Source organism: Escherichia sp. WS3063 (genome assembly GCF_046486595.1).
GTDB classification, from domain to species: Bacteria; Pseudomonadota; Gammaproteobacteria; order Enterobacterales; family Enterobacteriaceae; genus Escherichia; species Escherichia coli.
Genome location: NZ_JBJQKY010000002.1, coordinates 169,747 through 188,270 on the forward strand (window position 1 = coordinate 169,747; position 18,524 = coordinate 188,270).

At 46.4% G+C, this 18,524-nt stretch carries 14 protein-coding genes and 1 tRNA gene; 6 read left to right on the top strand and 9 right to left on the bottom strand.

The features are described from left to right. Position 1 precedes the first annotated feature (1 nt). The 3 genes from ACJHYW_RS02755 to ACJHYW_RS02765 are packed head-to-tail and all read right to left on the bottom strand — an operon-like array spanning position 2 to position 4,164. On the bottom strand, positions 2-1,168 hold the full coding sequence (locus tag ACJHYW_RS02755) for a restriction endonuclease subunit S (RefSeq protein ID WP_072275279.1): 1,167 nt from the start codon (positions 1,166-1,168) through the stop codon (positions 2-4). After that, the gene (locus tag ACJHYW_RS02760) at positions 1,169-2,659 is read right to left on the bottom strand and encodes a class I SAM-dependent DNA methyltransferase (RefSeq protein WP_197665280.1); all 1,491 of its coding nucleotides are present in this window, start codon (positions 2,657-2,659) and stop codon (positions 1,169-1,171) included. 5 nt (positions 2,660-2,664) lie between these two features. Then, complete coding sequence (locus ACJHYW_RS02765) at positions 2,665-4,164, bottom strand: class I SAM-dependent DNA methyltransferase (protein ID WP_061092747.1); 1,500 nt, start codon at positions 4,162-4,164, stop codon at positions 2,665-2,667. 297 nt (positions 4,165-4,461) lie between these two features. Here ACJHYW_RS02765 and ACJHYW_RS02770 point away from each other — a divergent pair, with 297 nt between their 5' ends. After that, complete coding sequence (locus tag ACJHYW_RS02770; RefSeq protein WP_024179470.1) at positions 4,462-5,445, top strand: toll/interleukin-1 receptor domain-containing protein; 984 nt, start codon at positions 4,462-4,464, stop codon at positions 5,443-5,445. Between the two features lie 184 nt (positions 5,446-5,629). Here ACJHYW_RS02770 and ACJHYW_RS02775 read toward each other — a convergent pair whose 3' ends face one another. The 5 genes from ACJHYW_RS02775 to ACJHYW_RS02795 all read right to left on the bottom strand — a co-directional run bounded on the left by ACJHYW_RS02775 (position 5,630) and on the right by ACJHYW_RS02795 (position 12,241). Continuing rightward, a complete protein-coding gene (locus ACJHYW_RS02775) occupies positions 5,630-6,619 on the bottom strand; it encodes a restriction endonuclease (protein WP_086176906.1) in 990 nt (329 codons plus the stop codon). Positions 6,620-6,747: 128 nt separating this feature from the next. Further along, on the bottom strand, positions 6,748-10,263 hold the full coding sequence (locus tag ACJHYW_RS02780) for an AAA domain-containing protein (protein ID WP_000344088.1): 3,516 nt from the start codon (positions 10,261-10,263) through the stop codon (positions 6,748-6,750). 325 nt (positions 10,264-10,588) lie between these two features. Further along, a complete protein-coding gene (locus ACJHYW_RS02785; RefSeq protein WP_000784767.1) occupies positions 10,589-10,966 on the bottom strand; it encodes a hypothetical protein in 378 nt (125 codons plus the stop codon). A gap of 68 nt (positions 10,967-11,034) precedes the next feature. Then, positions 11,035-11,814, bottom strand: coding sequence for an HNH endonuclease (locus ACJHYW_RS02790; RefSeq protein WP_001088803.1), 780 nt, complete (start codon positions 11,812-11,814; stop codon positions 11,035-11,037). A gap of 342 nt (positions 11,815-12,156) precedes the next feature. Continuing rightward, positions 12,157-12,241 (bottom strand) — tRNA-Leu (locus ACJHYW_RS02795). A 195-nt stretch (positions 12,242-12,436) separates the two neighbouring features. On the opposite strand from ACJHYW_RS02795, the gene ahr reads away from it, so the two are divergent. Further along, positions 12,437-13,456, top strand: coding sequence for an NADPH-dependent aldehyde reductase Ahr (gene ahr / locus ACJHYW_RS02800; RefSeq protein ID WP_001361370.1), 1,020 nt, complete (start codon positions 12,437-12,439; stop codon positions 13,454-13,456). Between the two features lie 3 nt (positions 13,457-13,459). Here ahr and idnK read toward each other — a convergent pair whose 3' ends face one another. Beyond that, positions 13,460-14,023, bottom strand: a complete 564-nt coding sequence (gene idnK / locus ACJHYW_RS02805; RefSeq protein WP_000896742.1) for a gluconokinase — start codon at positions 14,021-14,023, stop codon at positions 13,460-13,462. 216 nt (positions 14,024-14,239) lie between these two features. On the opposite strand from idnK, the gene idnD reads away from it, so the two are divergent. The 4 genes from idnD to idnR all read left to right on the top strand — a co-directional run bounded on the left by idnD (position 14,240) and on the right by idnR (position 18,508). Then, positions 14,240-15,271, top strand: coding sequence for an L-idonate 5-dehydrogenase (idnD, locus tag ACJHYW_RS02810; RefSeq protein WP_061092748.1), 1,032 nt, complete (start codon positions 14,240-14,242; stop codon positions 15,269-15,271). A gap of 23 nt (positions 15,272-15,294) precedes the next feature. Then, on the top strand, positions 15,295-16,059 hold the full coding sequence (idnO, locus tag ACJHYW_RS02815; RefSeq protein WP_000998703.1) for a gluconate 5-dehydrogenase: 765 nt from the start codon (positions 15,295-15,297) through the stop codon (positions 16,057-16,059). A gap of 64 nt (positions 16,060-16,123) precedes the next feature. Next, complete coding sequence (idnT, locus tag ACJHYW_RS02820) at positions 16,124-17,443, top strand: gnt-II system L-idonate transporter (RefSeq protein WP_001128336.1); 1,320 nt, start codon at positions 16,124-16,126, stop codon at positions 17,441-17,443. Between the two features lie 66 nt (positions 17,444-17,509). Next, entirely contained in the window at positions 17,510-18,508 is a 999-nt protein-coding gene (gene idnR / locus ACJHYW_RS02825) for a DNA-binding transcriptional regulator IdnR (RefSeq protein WP_001309159.1), read from the top strand. Positions 18,509-18,524 lie beyond the last annotated feature (16 nt).

Sequence of the window (18,524 nt, forward strand, 5' to 3'; positions counted from 1 at the left end):
TTTATTGTCCCCTCAGAAGAATATTCAAATAACTGGACTTGAGTTTACGAATTTTTTGAAGCCTTGATTTAGCTTCTCTATAACTGTTTTCGGCTAAATGTAATATATCCTTATATTTCCCAAGCTCTCTTGATGGTGGTATAACCATCTTCTGAGAATGTACATCGGCATCATTAACAGCCGGGAAACTTGTACCAACTGCCAAATTGGTTAATGAATAAGTGAATTGCTTCGACAAAGTGAAATAATAAATAAAATCGGACAAATCATTTTTTGCCCTTAGAACAGTAAAACCTGTTGATGCTATTGAATCATTCAATATTTCAGACACATAAAACGTAGCTCTATGATTGGGTCTAACAGTGCTAACAACAATATCTTTTTCCTTAAGAATACGCCGAGCTCGGCTGGGGGCTTCAGCGAAATGGTATTCTTTAGGAGTATCGACAAAACCAGGAAAAGTCACTGAAGATATATCTATATACCTAATCAGCTTATTTTTATTGGCATCATTACTTAACAAGTCAAAATTAATATTTGATACATCCTTCAATCTAACTTTGTTATATCCAAATGGCAGTTTTTCTTTTCGATCAAATGTAGTCAACCGATCAATTAATCTTTGAAATAAATTTAATGCAGACCTTTCAGTCTCATTTGCACAATGTAATACTTGTTCGATTTTTTTTAAAGAATTTAAAAAATCAACTTGCAGATCCATTTCAGGAATAATAAATTCCTGCTGACTTAAAACTTTCCATTTTATCGTTGGAGACAATGACCCCTCCGAAATTGCTACTGCACGATTCATGAAAGTATCAGACTGCATAATAAAGGGTAAAAACTCAGGTATTACAGTATTTGAATTTGCCTCCAGAACCATGGCATGAGCCGAACAGATACAATCCCAATCTGCTACCGCGACTTTACGTTGATAAGCACGACGCTTACCAAAAATAATCTGGCCTTTTTTCACTAAAAGCTTCTGCCCTTCAACGTCACTGGGTGTACCATGACGTTTGATTTTCAGGCTGTCAGGGTCTAAATGCTCCAAACCGACATAAATTTCAAGGTCTGTCTCGCTCGGTTCCACTCGTTTAGAGATATGTTTAGCGATATCGCCAAACTTCACCATTTGCCAGCCTTCAGGTAATTGCTGTTCTGTCATTTACTGCTCCACCTTGCTTTCAACGTTATATCCAAGCTCTGCAAGGCTCTGGAATAATTTATTAGTTTGCTTTTTCAACTGAGTACGGCTTACTTTCCACGCTTCAATCGCATGTTCAATATTATGTACTTCAGCGTTGTTTTGTGCTTGCACATACAGTGGAATTGAAAGGTTATAAAGGTTTTCTTTAATAGCTTCAATATTCACTAAAGAGGTTATATCGTTTTTTTTCTCCGGATTAAAATAAGCCTCGCATAATACCTCCAAATCCTCATCGGATAAGCGACTATGAGCGCGTTCACGGGTAACATGCTCAACCCCGTTGATAAATAACACTTTATTTTTGCGTTCGGCAGGTTTATTGCAATTAAGCACCACCACACAAGATTCCATCGGCGAGTTATAAAACAGATTTGGTCCCAAACCAATCACCGCTTCAATAATGTCCGATTCAATCACCTGTTTACGAATGGCCTGCTCAGAATCACGGAACAGCACACCGTGTGGCCAGAGCATAGCAGCACGACCGGTATCGGGTTTTAAACTTTTAATTATATGGGTATAAAAAGCATAATCAGCGCAGCCCTGCGGTGGGACACCATAAAGATTTCGACCATACGGATCAGCAGCAAACTTGTCACGATTCCATTTTTTAATGGAGTACGGTGGGTTGGCAAAAATCACATCAAACTGCTTGAGCCGATCGTTTTCAATAAACTTTGGCTCAGCCAAAGTATCACCACGCAGCACATCAAACTCTTCAATATCGTGCAGGAACATATTCATACGGGCGATTGCGGATGTCAGCAGGTTCACTTCCTGACCATAAAGGTGCACAGAGCGCCACTCTTCCCCTCTAGCACGCAGATCCATCACTGCATTTAGCAACATCCCACCTGTGCCACACGTTGGATCATAGGCGGTTTCACCCGGTTTTAAGCCCATAATGCGCGTCATTAAATGCACGACTGTTCGGTTGGTGTAGAACTCTGCTGCCGTATGACCGGAATCATCAGCGAACTTTTTAATCAGGTATTCGTAGGCCTCACCAAGATCATCCTGAGCGACAGATTTAATGCCTAGCGGAATTTGACTGAAATGTTCAATCAGATCAGCCAGCAGATGATCGGGCAGGCGCTCTTTATTGGTCCACTGCGCATCACCGAAGACGCCATGTAAACGCGGATTATTGGCTTCAATTAGTCGAAGCGCATTCTGGATCGCTTCACCAATGTTTTTACTGGTATTGCGTACCTTTTCCCAACTGGCTTCAGAGGGAATGTTGAAACGGTGAAACATCGGCATGGCGGCATATTCAGCATCACCTTCATGGAGTTCCAGCGCTTCGTTATATTCTTCCAGATAGACATCTGACAGGCGTTTGTAAAACAGCAACGGGAAGATATACTGCTTGTAGTCTGATGCGTCAATTTGGCCACGAAGAAATTCGGCGGCTCCCCAGAGCAGCTCTTCCAGCTTTTTATTACTCATAGTACTCATACCTCGAAACCTTCTTTGATAAGCAGGGCCTCCAGCTCCTCTTCTGCTTTTTCCAGCTCAGCCAGCTTCCGTTGAAAATCTTTGAGCGCCTCTTCCACAGTGATGGTTTCTTCTTCGAGTGGCTTTTGCACATAACGAGCAATATTTAGATTGAAGTCATTTTCTTCAATCTCCTTCAGAGAAACCCAGCGTGCAACGCCTTCGATTTCTTTTGCATCTGGCCCTTGTTGCGCCTGGTCATGATAGATTTGGTATATTTCATCGGCCTGCTTGTTGGACAGCGTATTCTGCGCACGTCCCTTGGTATAGATTTCTTCAGCATTGATGATCAATACATGATCTTTATGCGCGGCCGGACGTGATTTACGCAGCACCAAAATACACGCAGGAATCCCAGTCCCATAGAACAGGTTGGAAGCAACACCAATAATCGCCACAATGCGATTCTCTTGCAGTAATTTGGTTCGAATTGCCCCCTCTGCGCCGCCACGAAACAGCACACCATGAGGTAATACGACTGCCATACGTCCATTGTCGTTAAGTGAAGCAAACATATGCTGCACCCAGGCAAAATCACCATTTGTTTTAGGCGCCAGGCCATATTGCTTACGGCCATAGGGATCGTTCGACCACAGATCGTATCCCCATTCTTTTAAGCTAAATGGTGGGTTGGCAACAACGCAGTCAAAGGTTTCTAAACGATCGCTTTTTAAAAATTTAGGTTCGCGTAAAGTATCCCCTCGGACAATATCGAAATCTTCCTGTCCATGCAGGAACAGATTCATACGCGCAATAGCTTCCGTCGTTAAGTTCTTTTCCTGACCCTTGATTTTTAGTAAACGCGGATCACCACCATTTTCTTTTACATGGTGGATGGTCTCAAGCAGCATACCACCGGTACCACAGGCGGGATCGTAGACACTCTCACCGGCTTTTGGATCAAGAATGTTAACCATCAAACGAACGATAGTTCGTGGGGTATAGAACTCACCGGCTTTCTTATTGGCTTTGTCTGCAAAGCGTTTGATCAGATACTCGTATGCGCGCCCCATATCATCGTCACGGACACTAGAAACGCCAAGGTTCACCTTATTGAAGTGATTGAGTAACGTAGCCAGTAACTCATCAGAAAGGCGTTCTTTATTGGTCCAGCTGGCATCGCCAAAAATGCCATGCAGTTTAGGGTTTGCCAGTTCTATACCACGGAAGGACTCTTTTAAAGCCTGACCGATGTCCTTGGTCTCAGCGAAAACATCGCGCCAGTGGCAATTTTCAGGTATCTGAATACGGTGAAACATCTTGCCCTTGGCAAGCTCTGCATCCCCAATGCTCTCCATCGCATCGGCAAATTCTTCGTCATACACGTCACAAATGCGCTTGAAGAACAGGATGGGGAAAATGTACGTTTTGTAATCTGACGCATCAATGGGCCCTGTAATAATATGGGCTGCATGCCATAGATGGGCCTCGAGATCTTTTAGGTTAATCAGTGTCATTGTTGTCTCTTTTCGATCCTGCAGTGCTTGAACTCTCAGCAACTCATGGATTTCACAGTAAAAAAGCAAGTAAAGCGATTCCACAACCACCTGAGCGTTCAATATGTATGACGCCTTTACCCAAGTTGCTTAAATCAAGGAAATTGCCAGAGATAATACTCTGGCATCAGAATGATACCAAGTTGAAGGGCTGATTTCCGCATCAATACCTTGTGGTAATAGGGGATTACTCTTTTACCCTTATTGGCGCAAAATGGCGGCATTTCCTCATTTCTCCATCGGAGCATCTTACGCGCTATAACCACTCTCGTTTTTTCCTATTCCCATGCAGATGAAGCACTACGCAATGAACTTGAGAAGCATCTCTCCCCGCTGAAGCGAACCGGGAAGATCACAACATGGCACGATCGCCGCATCGTTCCTGGTCAGGAGTTCGAACGTCAGATCGACCACTATTTTTCGCAAGCAGATATCATCCTGATCCTGATCAGCAGTGACTTTATTGCTTCTGATTACTGCTATCAGGTAGAGATGAAAAACGCACTGGAACGGCATAACCGGGGCGAGGCAGTGGTCATTCCGGTAATTTTAAGAGACTGTGCATGGCATCAGTTAGAATTCGGCAGCATTATGGCGGCGACTATCGACGGTAAACCCATCACTAAGTTTGCCACCCACGATGAAGGCTACGTTCAGGTCGTCGAGGCTGTCTCGCGTGCCATTGCCCGGATGGAAGCCAAAAAACCACAGCAAACCATACATATCCCTTCACCGGCTCCGGCGAATCCGATCTTTCAGGGAGTAGATTCCGTTTTTACACCGCGTTCAAGCAACCTTACTCTACCCAAGAAATTTACCGATCTGGATAAAGATCGTGCCAGACGTGAGGGCTTTGAATATGTTGCCCGCTATTTTGAAAATTCGTTAGATGAACTCAAAAAGCGCCACCCCGGATTAGATATCGATTTTAATCGGCTTGATACAGATTCATTCACCTGTGCCGTGTATATCAATGGCAGTAAGGTCGGCCAATGTGGCATCTGGCGAGGCAATCAACATCATGGAATGGGAGATATCTGTTATAGCCAGGATAATGTTGTTCGAAACAGTATTAACGAAACTCTAAGCCTTGCTGATAACGGCCAGACTCTTGGTTTTCGTGCTCTGATGGGAGGCTTCAGTCGAGGAACTTCACGAGACGAACTATTGACCAATGAAGGTATGTCGGAACATCTCTGGGAAATGTTCTTCGGGCTAATCAAGCAAAGAATGTCCCGATAATTTGCCATATCACAGTCGGGCATACTGCCCGATTTTTGTGCTGTCATTATTGGCAATATCTCAATAGGCGTTGAGAAATGGTGCAATTTAATCTTGCCAGAGCGCTGTTACTTGGGGACGAAATTAATGGGCTCCTGCTGTAGTTACAGCAACGCCTGTAAATACAAAAATAGGCGTTGCAAATTCATGCTGGCAAATACGTTTTCTTAAGCGGCACCAATAGCTTAGTCTCTATATCCACTTGCTCATAGTTTTCAACTAACGCGCGTACCAAATCATCCAGCGTCCATAGCGTCAACGGGATTGTAGAACGATCGGCCTCATAACGCGCATCCTTGCTGAATCCGCCGGTACTGACATACAGCCCGCGATCGTCTTTATGGCGGCCACCGATAAAGCTACGGATTTGCTGGCTGCTCATCTGTTCCCGCCGGTGCTTCACCTCAACAATAATGCGCGGATTTTCAAACCCAAATCCGTCAGGCGAAGCAATGATGTCTTTCCCACGGTCAGCACCCGCAGGCGATACCTGAGTTTTATATCCCATGCTGCGTAACACGCCAGCGACCAGATTCTGCATCTCATCCCAGTCGAGACGGTTGATACGATCCTTGATGCCTTCAAAAGCGATCATTTCCATGTCGCGCAGAGGATTAGAAACGACCTCATCCTCTTCACCTGAAACAGGTACTTCCGGCACGATATCTGAGACAGGCTTATTGCCCTGCACTAATTCATTCACAGCAAAATCAGGCACCTGAAAAACTGTCAGCGTTGAACCAAGGGTGTTTCTAGTTGCATCACTCAGACTATCGCGCTTAATCTCTTCCGCATTCCACTTCACTTTACGGGCGATGCCCATGCCATCTTCAAGCCACTCGGCATGAAACTCAAAATCTGACGCTATTTTCCCTATTAAATAGGTCCGATTAGAAGGTGAATAAGTGATAGCCCAGTCGCCTTTCTGCATTTCATTCACAAAGCGCCAGACCTGAGAAGCTCCAGAACGAACTGTGCCTGGCTTAGTCTGTGGCTCAAGCTCCTGATACCGGGTAAACAACTGCTCTCTTGAGCATCCAGGTTTCACATAGGGAGCGAGCTGCGACCAACCAATTGCAACAACCTGTTTGTCTCTGAAGTCGTCGTACAATTTTCCGCCATCACCGCGGATCATCCACATCTTAGTCGCCACAATAATTCCTTCTGAAAATACTTCATCGTTATACCGGGACGTGATCATTCCATTCAGCCACCTTATCCAGGGGAAAAACACCGATAAGATGGCTAATCAAAATGTCTGTTCTAAACCTGACGCCTATCAAGACTATTATAAATAGCCTCAATCTCACCTTTCAGGTTATCACCAGAGTAAACCATCGATGTATCGTATCGTTCATATCGCGCTTCCCGTGTCGCACTAAACCAGTTGAACGATCCCACGCATAGCAAACCATCATCACCAATAACAATTTTGCTATGAACACGGTTTACCAGCTTTGTAGCAATACCCAGCGCATTCAGTTTCTCCAGCGCCGCTTTAAGGTTCTGCTGCTTCTCTTTTCGCTTCTCAAAATCTTTATGTTCAGTGTTGTAGCTTCTGTCAGTGACTATCGTGACGTTAATACCACGTGAACACGCCGCAATCATGGAATCAAGAAAACCCGTTTGCTCCAGCTTTTGCCAGGTCAGCCATGGAGAAACTATCGTGATGTGTTTATCGGTATTTTCAAACGTCTGATTCAGGAAGTTATCATGCTGCTCCACACCATGAAGTGTGTAGATTTTGGTCTCGGAAGTTTTTAAATCCTTACGCTCTTTATAATCAAAAGAGAGCGCATTCTTCTCGAACTCAAAGAGATATTTTGCCAGCAATCCTCGCGGAGATGAGGGAGCCTGGATCTCAAACAGATCCATATCGCCGAAGACCAGGAAGCTATCCTTCGCACGGGAGACTGCAACATTCAGCATGCTGTTATCGCTATCAATAAACCCGCCGTCTTCATGTTTTGAATAGACTGGCGAGAATATAACAATCGCTCTTTCCGCTCCCTGAAGAGAGTGCACGGTGCCCACTGTGAGCGACTTTTCATTCGCGCCCGTACTGATACCTTGTTTACCCAGCGCCTGTTTTATAGTGGATACCTGCGCGCTAAAAGGCGTCACGATACCGACAACTTCATGAAGCGATTTGCCGTAATGCGCTTCAATATTTTGCTGGTTCTCTGCCAACCAGGCCGCTATCGTTTCAGCCTCAAGCAAATTATATCTACTTCCACTACTTGCCTGCTCTCCTTTACCATCAATATGGAGATAACCCATTGCGGGCATTAAATTGCTCTCTTCACGCCCTCTTTTAGGCAACAACTTACCGTGATAGCAGAGCGTATTACAGTATCCAATAATATTATCGAAGCACCGGCGGTGTTCATATAGGTACATACCACGAGCCAGTTCGGGATCATATTGATAGCGCGAAGCAAACTGCGCTATTTTCATAACGCTGCCAGATGCGGCACTTTTACCAAGGTCTGCGATTGCCGTATATTTCTCGGTAATCTCTTCTTGCGTACTGCCAGACAGAATTTTTTCCGCCAGCATGTTACCGACATCAATCGCGGGAGCAATACTCCATATTGGCGGGATCTGCTCCGTATCGCCAATCACTAATGCCTTCTTAGCTAATGCAAACGAGGCAGCAGCCACTTCAGGAAGCACCTGCCCGGCTTCATCGACAATGAGTAAATCGGCAAAATCATACAAATAACTTTTCTCGAATTTACGTTGTCCTTTGTGCTCACTTATCTGCATATTGCCGGGCAGCATATAGCATGTCATCACCACACATGGAGTGAGTTTCATTCGACGTTGCCAACGGGCGGTTACCCCTTTAGCGCCTTGTTTCTTCTTCTCTTCCTGCAGATCATCAATTCTGGCCATATCCATCAGCCAACGACCTTCCCAGTAGTGAGTCGTCAGTAAAAATGCAGGGAAGCGAATCTGCGTATCAGCCAGTTCATCGGCCTGTGAGAAGCTCAGTTCCTCGTCGCCCTCATACCCTAAATCAAATGCCAGCCTCTGCCACTCCTGAACCGCCTGCTGTTCTTTAAGAACGATTTCATGGGCGGAGTCAATCTGCTGCCGGTATGTTGTTTGCTCGCGCTCAGCGGAATTGAGCAGCCCATCAATATTACGTTCGATAGTTTCAGGATCAGACCACTGATTTCCTGCAATCAGCGCGCCTAATTTATCTTCGAGAAACAGCTGTATTTGGTACTGTCGCTTATTGCGAACCGCCGGGAGCCAGGAAAATAATGAATAGATCAGTGATTCACCGGCGCGATATTTTTTCCATTCCGTTTTAGCACTCTTCAGTAGAGTGACTTTTTGTTCTTGTCCGGAAAGTAATTTATTTAAATTATCGAGATATTGCTCAATATCATTAGCAATAAGCTCACGCGCAGCCCGAATCTGGCTTAACATTTGCCATGTTGCGTTCAGTCTTATCAGTTGCTCGGATTTTGCTGCCAACTGACCATGCAGGAGTTCAATGATCTTTTCAGGGGATGAACACTCTTTTTCAGGAAAGGCTGCCTTAGCCTTCTCCAGATAAAACAGCAGTGCATCCTCTACATACTCTTTTGACTCAACCTGGGTGAAGAAATCTTCAGTTTGATATTTTTTGGCTGCCTCAGCTTTACGAGTGCTTGAGGGAAAATAAGCGCCGAAGCTTTTCAGCTCTGGCAACCATCGTCCGGCCATCGCACCTGAACCTTGCGAAAAGTCTTTCCCGAATGCCTCAATAATGTTCGTTACAGCCTGGTTATTCGTTGAAGTCGCGATAATAACCGGAGGCTCAGATTTTTCGAGAGCTGCTCTGGCCCACTGCGTGGCGATGATAGAAAGCACCAGCGTGGTTTTTCCGGTTCCCGGAGGTCCATTAACAGCAAGGATATCGCCATGTCTTGCATCCAGAAAATGGCTTAAGGCATCGCGCTGAGCCTTTGCCAGCGGAAACTTATCTCCGGAGTGTCCAAGCCTGTCGCTGAATTTTGCTCCTGGGGCCAGCAAAGACTCTGCAGCATGAACCTCTCGCGAGGCGAAGCGATTGAAGAGCGGCACATCCTTCTTGCAAACAAGCAGGTGATCATAAAGAGAAAGGATATGGAAACTGGCACCGCCAGATTGCGCCGTTTTAACAATATAACCGTGCTCAGCGAGTACATATTGCTCAGGATTTTTAATCCAGTCGCCGGCAACATTCTTCAGCAGCCTCTCTGAATCATCCAGATATTGACGCCACTCCTGCTGCAAGGCTGCATATCGTGCTTCCCGTTCTTCATCCGTTTCGGCAGTCTTATCAATGCTGTCATCAAAGTTGATAGAGAACGAGGTATGGATTGTCTTGTATTTGTCATACTGCCCAATATCACCAATCGAAAATGCTCCTTTTGGCAAAGGTTCAAGCAGGTCTCTGGGAATGGAGGTCGCTGGCGTCGGATATAAAAAACCCTCACGGCTTAGCAAGGCTGGCGTCACTAGCGGGGTAACAATATCAGGTGCGCCTGCGGAACGGTCCTTACCATGCTGCAGTAACCGAAAATAAACTTTTGGGCGCAAGACGACATCGACCGTTTCGACATCGTCTTTTTCTCCCTCAAAAAATTTACTGACAATCGCTTCGTCAAGACGTCCCGCCGCTATCCCATGCCAGTGAGTGAAATTTTTGGCGTCTTTCCGTTCAAAACTGCCCTTTCCTGACTCAGCATCTGCAAGCGAGTTGCGCCAGTATGAGGCAAACCCTAAAGCATTTTCATCCATTACCAGTCCTATGACTCAATGAAATCCATTGATTTATCGAATATAAAATCACCGTATGGATAACTATTGTCCACGTTGAAAGGCTGGCTGCAATGTTTTGTTCACGCTTCGATACAAATACTCAGGTTATACGGAGTTCAGAAAACGACCATATCATGTTGCATGGCACATAAAAGCTTTATAACCGAAGCAGCAAAGGATTACCGGCTGCGCAGCACGCCCCGAAAGCCCGTGAGCCCTGCTGGACAGCGTTCAGTGCAATATTGGAGCCTGTAAGTTCAGAAAATATCGCTGTCGAAGATGGTTCTGTATGTAGGCGCGCCAGCTATCGTTTTGTCCGATGCTTGCGAATAAAAGCATTCAAAATGTCGCCTTCACCATGCATGACAGAAAAAGAATATTCACATTCTTTCTTTATCAAGATTCCACATAATTCCTGGTGCAAATCAACATTAACTCCCTTTCCTTTCTGCGCTTTCTTCACACCGAGCTCACATGAACTGATTAATTCAACGTTACAGGGTTTCTTCAAACAATTCACACCATCAATTAAGCCATGGAGAATGCATCTATTTGCGGTCGTATCACTGTAGGAGAAAGTCAGATATTTTATTTTTCCTTCGCATTCCAGCACAATTTCCGCCGAACCTTCACGTGTTGCAGCATCACAACCTCCTGTTGAATATATTTTTACCATCTTCATTTTGTAACTTTCCCCTTACCAAACGAATCGCGACATCCTATATCAAAGGCATTCTCGTCAAAACTTAATTATCTCAGTAAATTCTTCCGATGCCACTCCAGATAACAATACGATTCAACAGAAAACGCCTTTATTTTCTCCGGCAACAAACATTGCTCTTTAACGCTAATATCCAGCGCCTTACTAATTAATAAATGCCCATCGTTCTCAAACGAAATCCATCCCTGATCGAATAGAATATCAATATGCGCAGCCAATATAATTCCATTAAAAGGATCAAGACGTTCATTTCCATTCTCGCAGGCAGCCCACGGCTTTATATGGCTGGCACGCAGTAAAGGTGCAAAAGTCGTTCCCGTAACAGGGCATGCCGGATACAACATGAGACAATTTTTCCGAAAGGTACCTTGCCCCAGCCGTGCCGCAATCAGCTGCTCGCGTACGGTATCTTCAATACTTTTATCCTGCTGAATAGCAAGACAGTCTCGTTGTGCCTGTTCATCTCCAGCAGAAGATATTAACGAAAGAACGCGCTGCTCAATCGCACTGTCTGAAAGCACACTCATTCGCTGATACACACGCTGCGCTGAATGAGAAAGCGCAGCAGGAGCGCCCTGCTCGTCAAGCCAGCCGACACGTACATCACTAAGCCAGGAATCAAAACGGTCACGACTATTTTTCAGACTATTGTGAAACTCACTGGCAGTTTTGCCCGCTCCAAATCGAGGATAAAACAAGGCAAAAGCCTCTTTCCATTTCTGAACACCCAGTCCTGCGGGTGGTTGAGATTTTCCGTACTTCGACAAATACCACGCCACTTCAAGCAAATCGTCTTCAGAGCTATTCAATATTACGTCCTGTTTTTGCAGAGTAAATTATCACCAGATTATATCTGAAAAGATCGTTTACTAAACTGATCTGCTTACCTGCAAAACGGTACTGCAAACGCTAATACTCAGAACCATTAAGAGGAACAAGCAGGTGCATTCCGCTGCCATCGGTCAGTTTGTATTGCTTATCCCCTGCCTCTAGGTACAAGCATTTTCGAAACGGAAATACCATCATCTGTTGGTAGATGTACGTTGAAGTTGGTTCGCCTTGAGAGAGTTAATATAGCGGGAATGATAGGTAAATACTGGATTCCAGGCACAAAAAAAGCCGCCCTTGAGCGACTCGATTTGCATACGATGTGGTGCCGAAGGCCGGACTCGAACCGGCACGTATTTCTACGGTTGATTTTGAATCAACTGCGTCTACCGATTTCGCCACTTCGGCACTGAAGAGGTATGCGGAAAACGTTGTGGATTATACCTGTCGCACGCCACCATGCAAGCGCCAGCTTGCTCGCACCTCGCTAAGTGCTGAAATTTTCAGCATTGCATACAGCGATGTGTAACCTTTGTCACACTCCAGGCACCCCGCCCTGCCATGCTCTACACTTCCCAGACAACACCCGAGAAGGACCAAAAAATGTCGATGATAAAAAGCTATGCCGCAAAAGAAGCGGGCGGCGAACTGGAAGTTTATGAGTACGATCCCGGTGAGCTGAAGCCACAAGATGTTGAAGTGCAGGTGGATTACTGCGGGATCTGTCATTCCGATCTGTCAATGATCGATAACGAATGGGGATTTTCACAATATCCGCTGGTTGCCGGGCATGAGGTGATTGGGCGCGTGGTGGCGCTCGGGAGCGCCGCGCAGGATAAAGGTTTGCAGGTCGGTCAGCGTGTCGGGATTGGCTGGACGGCGCGTAGCTGTGGTCACTGCGACGCCTGTATTAGCGGTAATCAGATCAACTGCGAGCAAGGTGCGGTGCCGACGATTATGAATCGCGGTGGCTTTGCCGAGAAGTTGCGTGCGGACTGGCAATGGGTGATTCCACTGCCAGAAAATATTGATATCGAGTCCGCCGGGCCGCTGTTGTGCGGCGGTATCACGGTCTTTAAACCACTGTTGATGCACCATATCACTGCTACCAGCCGCGTTGGGGTAATTGGTATTGGCGGGCTGGGGCATATCGCTATAAAACTTCTGCACGCAATGGGATGCGAGGTGACAGCCTTTAGTTCGAATCCTGCGAAAGAGCAGGAAGTACTGGCGATGGGTGCCGATAAAGTGGTGAATAGCCGCGATCCGCAGGCACTGAAAACACTTGCGGGGCAGTTCGATCTCATTATCAACACCGTCAACGTCAGCCTCGACTGGCAGCCTTATTTTGAGGCGCTGACGTATGGCGGTAATTTCCACACCGTCGGTGCGGTCCTCACGCCGCTGTCTGTTCCGGCCTTTACGTTAATTGCGGGCGACCGCAGCGTCTCTGGTTCAGCAACCGGCACACCTTATGAGCTTCGTAAGCTGATGCGCTTTGCGGCCCGCAGCAAGGTTGCGCCGACCACCGAACTGTTCCCGATGTCGAAAATAAACGACGCCATCCAGCATGTGCGCAACGGTAAGGCGCGTTACCGCGTGGTTCTGAAAGCCGATTTTTGAAAATCATTCGCAGCGCTGATCTGAGGCGCTGCCCCCTTTCGCACATATTCTGTCTTGTCGTATCGCCAGCACGGCCTGCCGACATTGTTCGGTGACATTGGCAATATCATGGTTGATATCAATGCGCACAATATCCTGTTCATCTGCTTGTGGACGCTCCAGCGCCTCAAACTGACTTTTTAGTAACGCTACCGGCATAAAATGCCCAGCCCGCCGCTGCATTCGCGCGAGAATAGTTTCATAGTCGCCATCTAACCAGAGGAAATGAACATGGGGGCTACCCTTGCGTAAAATATCACGATACTGTTTTTTTAATGATGAACAGACAATAAATCCTGTTTCATTCTTTTTATAAAGACTGTATGAAGCATCATTTAAGCGTTCCAGCCAGGGAAGTCGATCTTCATCAGATAATGGAATACCCTGCGACATTTTATCTATATTTTTGGCTGGATGAAGATCGTCACCATCAATAAATTTAGCAGATAATAACGTGGCAACCTTGCTACCAATTAATGTTTTACCACTCCCTGAAACGCCCATCAAAATAAAGCTTTCACCCGCCATTTAAAATCTCCTGAATCATCTTACCTGCTGCGATACTACGCCTGGTGGCATAATAATTTCACGTTTTTTTATTTCTGCTGATAAGAATTACAAGGCACATCACGTTATGCGTAACATAATAATGTAACAATTTTCTGACGTGATCTTCATCACAAATAATGACAATTAAAACCGCTTAAATGCTTCCGAGGTGTCTACCTGACCAGTGAGGAATTTATGCAAGTGAAAACACAGTCCTGCGTTGTTGCGGGCAAGAAAACTGTTGCCGTTACCGAGCAGACGATAGATTGGAATAATAATGGAACATTAGTACAAATAACCCGAGGTGGAATTTGCGGTTCCGATTTACATTATTATCAGGAAGGAAAAGTAGGTAATTTCATGATAAAGGCACCGATGGTGTTAGGTCATGAAGTTATCGGTAAAGTTATTCATAGCGACTCATCAGAATTACATGAAGGGCAAACGGTAGCCATTAATCCGTCTAAACCGTGCGGTCACTGCAAATACTGCATTGAACATAACGAGAATCAGTGTACAGATATGCGTTTTTTTGGCAGTGCCATGTATTTCCCTCATGTTGATGGTGGTTTTACCCGTTATAAAATGGTCGAAACGTCGCAATGTGCCCCTTATCCGGCCAAAGCTGACGAAAAGGTTATGGCTTTTGCCGAACCTTTAGCCGTCGCGATTCATGCCGCACATCAGGCCGGCGAGTTACAGGGCAAGCGAGTATTTATTTCCGGTGTTGGGCCCATTGGCTGCCTGATTGTCAGTGCAGTGAAAACACTGGGGGCCGCGGAAATTGTCTGTGCTGATGTGAGTCCCCGTTCCCTTTTGCTGGCCAAAGAGATGGGGGCGGATGTGCTCGTAAACCCACAAAACGACGATATGGATCACTGGAAAGCGGAAAAAGGCTATTTCGATGTCAGCTTTGAAGTGTCCGGTCATCCTTCATCAGTGAATACCTGTCTGGAGGTCACTCGTGCACGCGGCGTAATGGTGCAGGTAGGGATGGGAGGCGCGATGGCAGAATTCCCAATGATGACGTTGATTGGTAAGGAGATTTCACTCAAAGGCTCTTTCCGTTTTACCAGCGAATTTAATACCGCAGTGTCATGGCTGGCGAATGGCGTTATCAATCCACTGCCTTTACTGAGTGCTGAATATCTCTTCACTGACCTGGAAGAGGCGCTACGTTTCGCCGGTGATAAAACCCAGGCAGCAAAAGTCCAGCTTGTTTTCTAAGAGATAAATAAAGGAATAATACAATGAACGATCTATTTTCACTGGCAGGAAAAAATATCTTGATTACCGGTTCAGCACAGGGCATTGGCTATTTACTGGCAACCGGCCTGGGTAAATATGGCGCACAAATAATTATTAATGATATTACTGCCGAACGCGCAGAACTTGCTGTAGAAAAACTCCACCAGGAGGGTATTCAGGCCGTTGCCGCACCTTTTAATGTTACTCATAAACATGAAATTGATGCCGCCGTTGAACATATCGAAAAGGACATCGGCCCCATTGATGTGCTGGTGAATAACGCCGGTATCCAGCGCCGTCATCCTTTTACTGAGTTCCCTGAACAAGAGTGGAATGATGTGATCGCAGTAAACCAGACCGCCGTGTTCCTGGTGTCGCAAGCGGTAACTCGTCACATGGTTGAACGCAAGGCGGGTAAAGTTATTAATATTTGCTCGATGCAAAGCGAACTGGGACGTGACACCATCACCCCTTATGCCGCATCGAAAGGAGCGGTAAAAATGCTCACCCGCGGCATGTGCGTCGAGCTGGCGCGCCACAATATTCAGGTCAACGGTATTGCGCCGGGCTATTTCAAAACAGAAATGACTAAAGCACTGGTTGAGGACGAAGCCTTCACCGCCTGGTTGTGCAAACGGACCCCCGCCGCACGCTGGGGCGATCCGCAGGAACTGATTGGTGCTGCGGTGTTCCTTTCTTCAAAAGCCTCTGATTTCGTAAACGGCCACCTGTTGTTTGTTGATGGCGGCATGTTAGTGGCTGTTTAACAGCCACCACCCTACGTGCAGCGCGAAAGCGCTGCTTTTCTGGCACTAATAAGAGATAAAGACTATGCCATTAATCATTATTGCGGCAGGCGTCGCGCTGCTTCTTATCCTGATGATCGGCTTTAAAGTTAACGGCTTTATTGCCCTCGTTCTGGTCGCTGCCGTCGTCGGATTTGCCGAAGGGATGGATGCACAGGCCGTCCTGCACTCTATACAAAATGGTATCGGCAGCACGCTCGGCGGGCTGGCAATGATCCTCGGTTTCGGGGCCATGTTAGGCAAGCTGATTTCTGATACGGGCGCGGCACAACGTATCGCCACTACGCTGATTGCTACTTTTGGTAAAAAACGCGTGCAATGGGCGCTAGTGATCACCGGTCTGGTTGTGGGCCTCGCCATGTTTTTTGAAGTGGGTTTTGTCCTGCTGCTGCCGTTGGTATTTACCATCGTGGCATCATCTGGATTACCCCTGTTGTATGTTGGCGTACCGATGGTAGCAGCGCTCTCTGTAACCCACTGTTTTCTGCCGCCACATCCAGGGCCTACTGCCATCGCGACTATCTTTGAGGCTAATCTCGGAACGACTTTACTGTATGGATTTATCATTACCATTCCGACAGTTATTGTCGCAGGACCGCTGTTTTCTAAACTGCTAACTCGCTTTGAGAAAGCACCACCGGAAGGCTTATTTAATCCTCATCTGTTTAGCGAAGAGGAGATGCCCTCCTTCTGGAACAGTATTTTCGCTGCCGTGATCCCGGTCATCCTGATGGCTATCGCCGCCGTTTGTGAAATTACGTTACCGAAAACTAACACCGTGCGCCTCTTCTTTGAATTTGTCGGTAACCCTGCCGTTGCGCTGTTTATTGCCATTGTTATTGCGATTTTCACACTGGGCCGACGTAATGGACGCACCATCGAGCAAATCATGGATATCATTGGGGATTCTATAGGCGCTATCGCGATGATTGTGTTTATTATCGCTGGCGGCGGCGCGTTTAAGCAGGTATTAGTAGATAGCGGTGTCGGGCAGTATATTTCACACTTAATGACCGGAACTACACTTTCGCCGTTATTGATGTGCTGGACTGTTGCGGCGCTGTTGCGTATCGCTCTGGGCTCTGCCACAGTCGCGGCCATTACCACCGCGGGTGTGGTGTTGCCGATTATCAACGTTACCCATGCCGATCCCGCTTTAATGGTACTGGCAACCGGTGCGGGCAGCGTGATCGCGTCACACGTAAACGACCCTGGCTTCTGGCTATTTAAAGGGTATTTTAATCTGACGGTTGGTGAAACGTTGCGTACCTGGACGGTGATGGAAACCCTTATTTCTATTATGGGTTTGCTGGGCGTGTTAGCCATTAACGCCGTATTGCACTGAAAGAATAAAATATTGTGATGTAGTTTCGGGGGAAGATTGAAGATTCCCCCGACGTTGGGAGAAGTTATGCGCAATCACAGAATTTCTTTACAGGATATCGCTACGCTGGCTGGCGTAACAAAAATGACCGTGAGTCGTTATATCCGCTCGCCGAAAAAGGTGGCAAAGGAAACAGGCGAGCGCATCGCCAAAATTATGGAAGAGATCAATTATATCCCTAATCGCGCTCCCGGCATGTTGTTGAATGCACAAAGTTATACCCTCGGTATCTTGATTCCGTCATTTCAAAATCAACTCTTCGCTGACATTCTCGCGGGAATAGAATCCGTCACCTCTGAGCATAATTATCAGACCCTTATTGCTAATTACAATTACGATCGCGATTCCGAAGAAGAGTCGGTGATTAACCTGCTCTCTTATAACATTGACGGGATTATACTTTCGGAAAAATATCACACCATCAGGACGGTGAAATTTCTGCGTTCAGCCACCATTCCGGTCGTGGAATTGATGGATGTACAGGGAGAACGGCTGGATATGGAGGTCGGTTTTGATAATCGGCAGGCCGCTTTTGACATGGTGTGTACCATGCTGGAGAAGCGAGTCAGGCACAAAATTCTGTATCTCGGTTCCAAAGATGACACCCGCGATGAACAGCGTTATCAGGGGTATTGCGATGCGATGATGCTGCATAATCTTTCCCCATTACGCATGAATCCACGCGCCATCTCATCCATTCATTTAGGAATGCAGTTAATGCGTGATGCCCTTAGCGCAAACCCGGATTTAGACGGTGTATTTTGCACCAATGACGATATTGCGATGGGTGCGCTTCTGCTGTGCCGCGAGCGAAACCTCGCCGTGCCAGAACAAATTTCCATTGCGGGTTTTCATGGGCTGGAGATTGGCAGGCAAATGATCCCAAGCCTCGCCAGCGTAATTACTCCCCGTTTTGATATTGGTCGGATGGCCGCCCAAATGTTGCTGAGCAAAATTAAGAATAACGATCACAACCACAACACTGTTGACCTCGGGTATCAGATTTATCACGGTAACACGCTTTAGGTTATTTTCTCTTCAT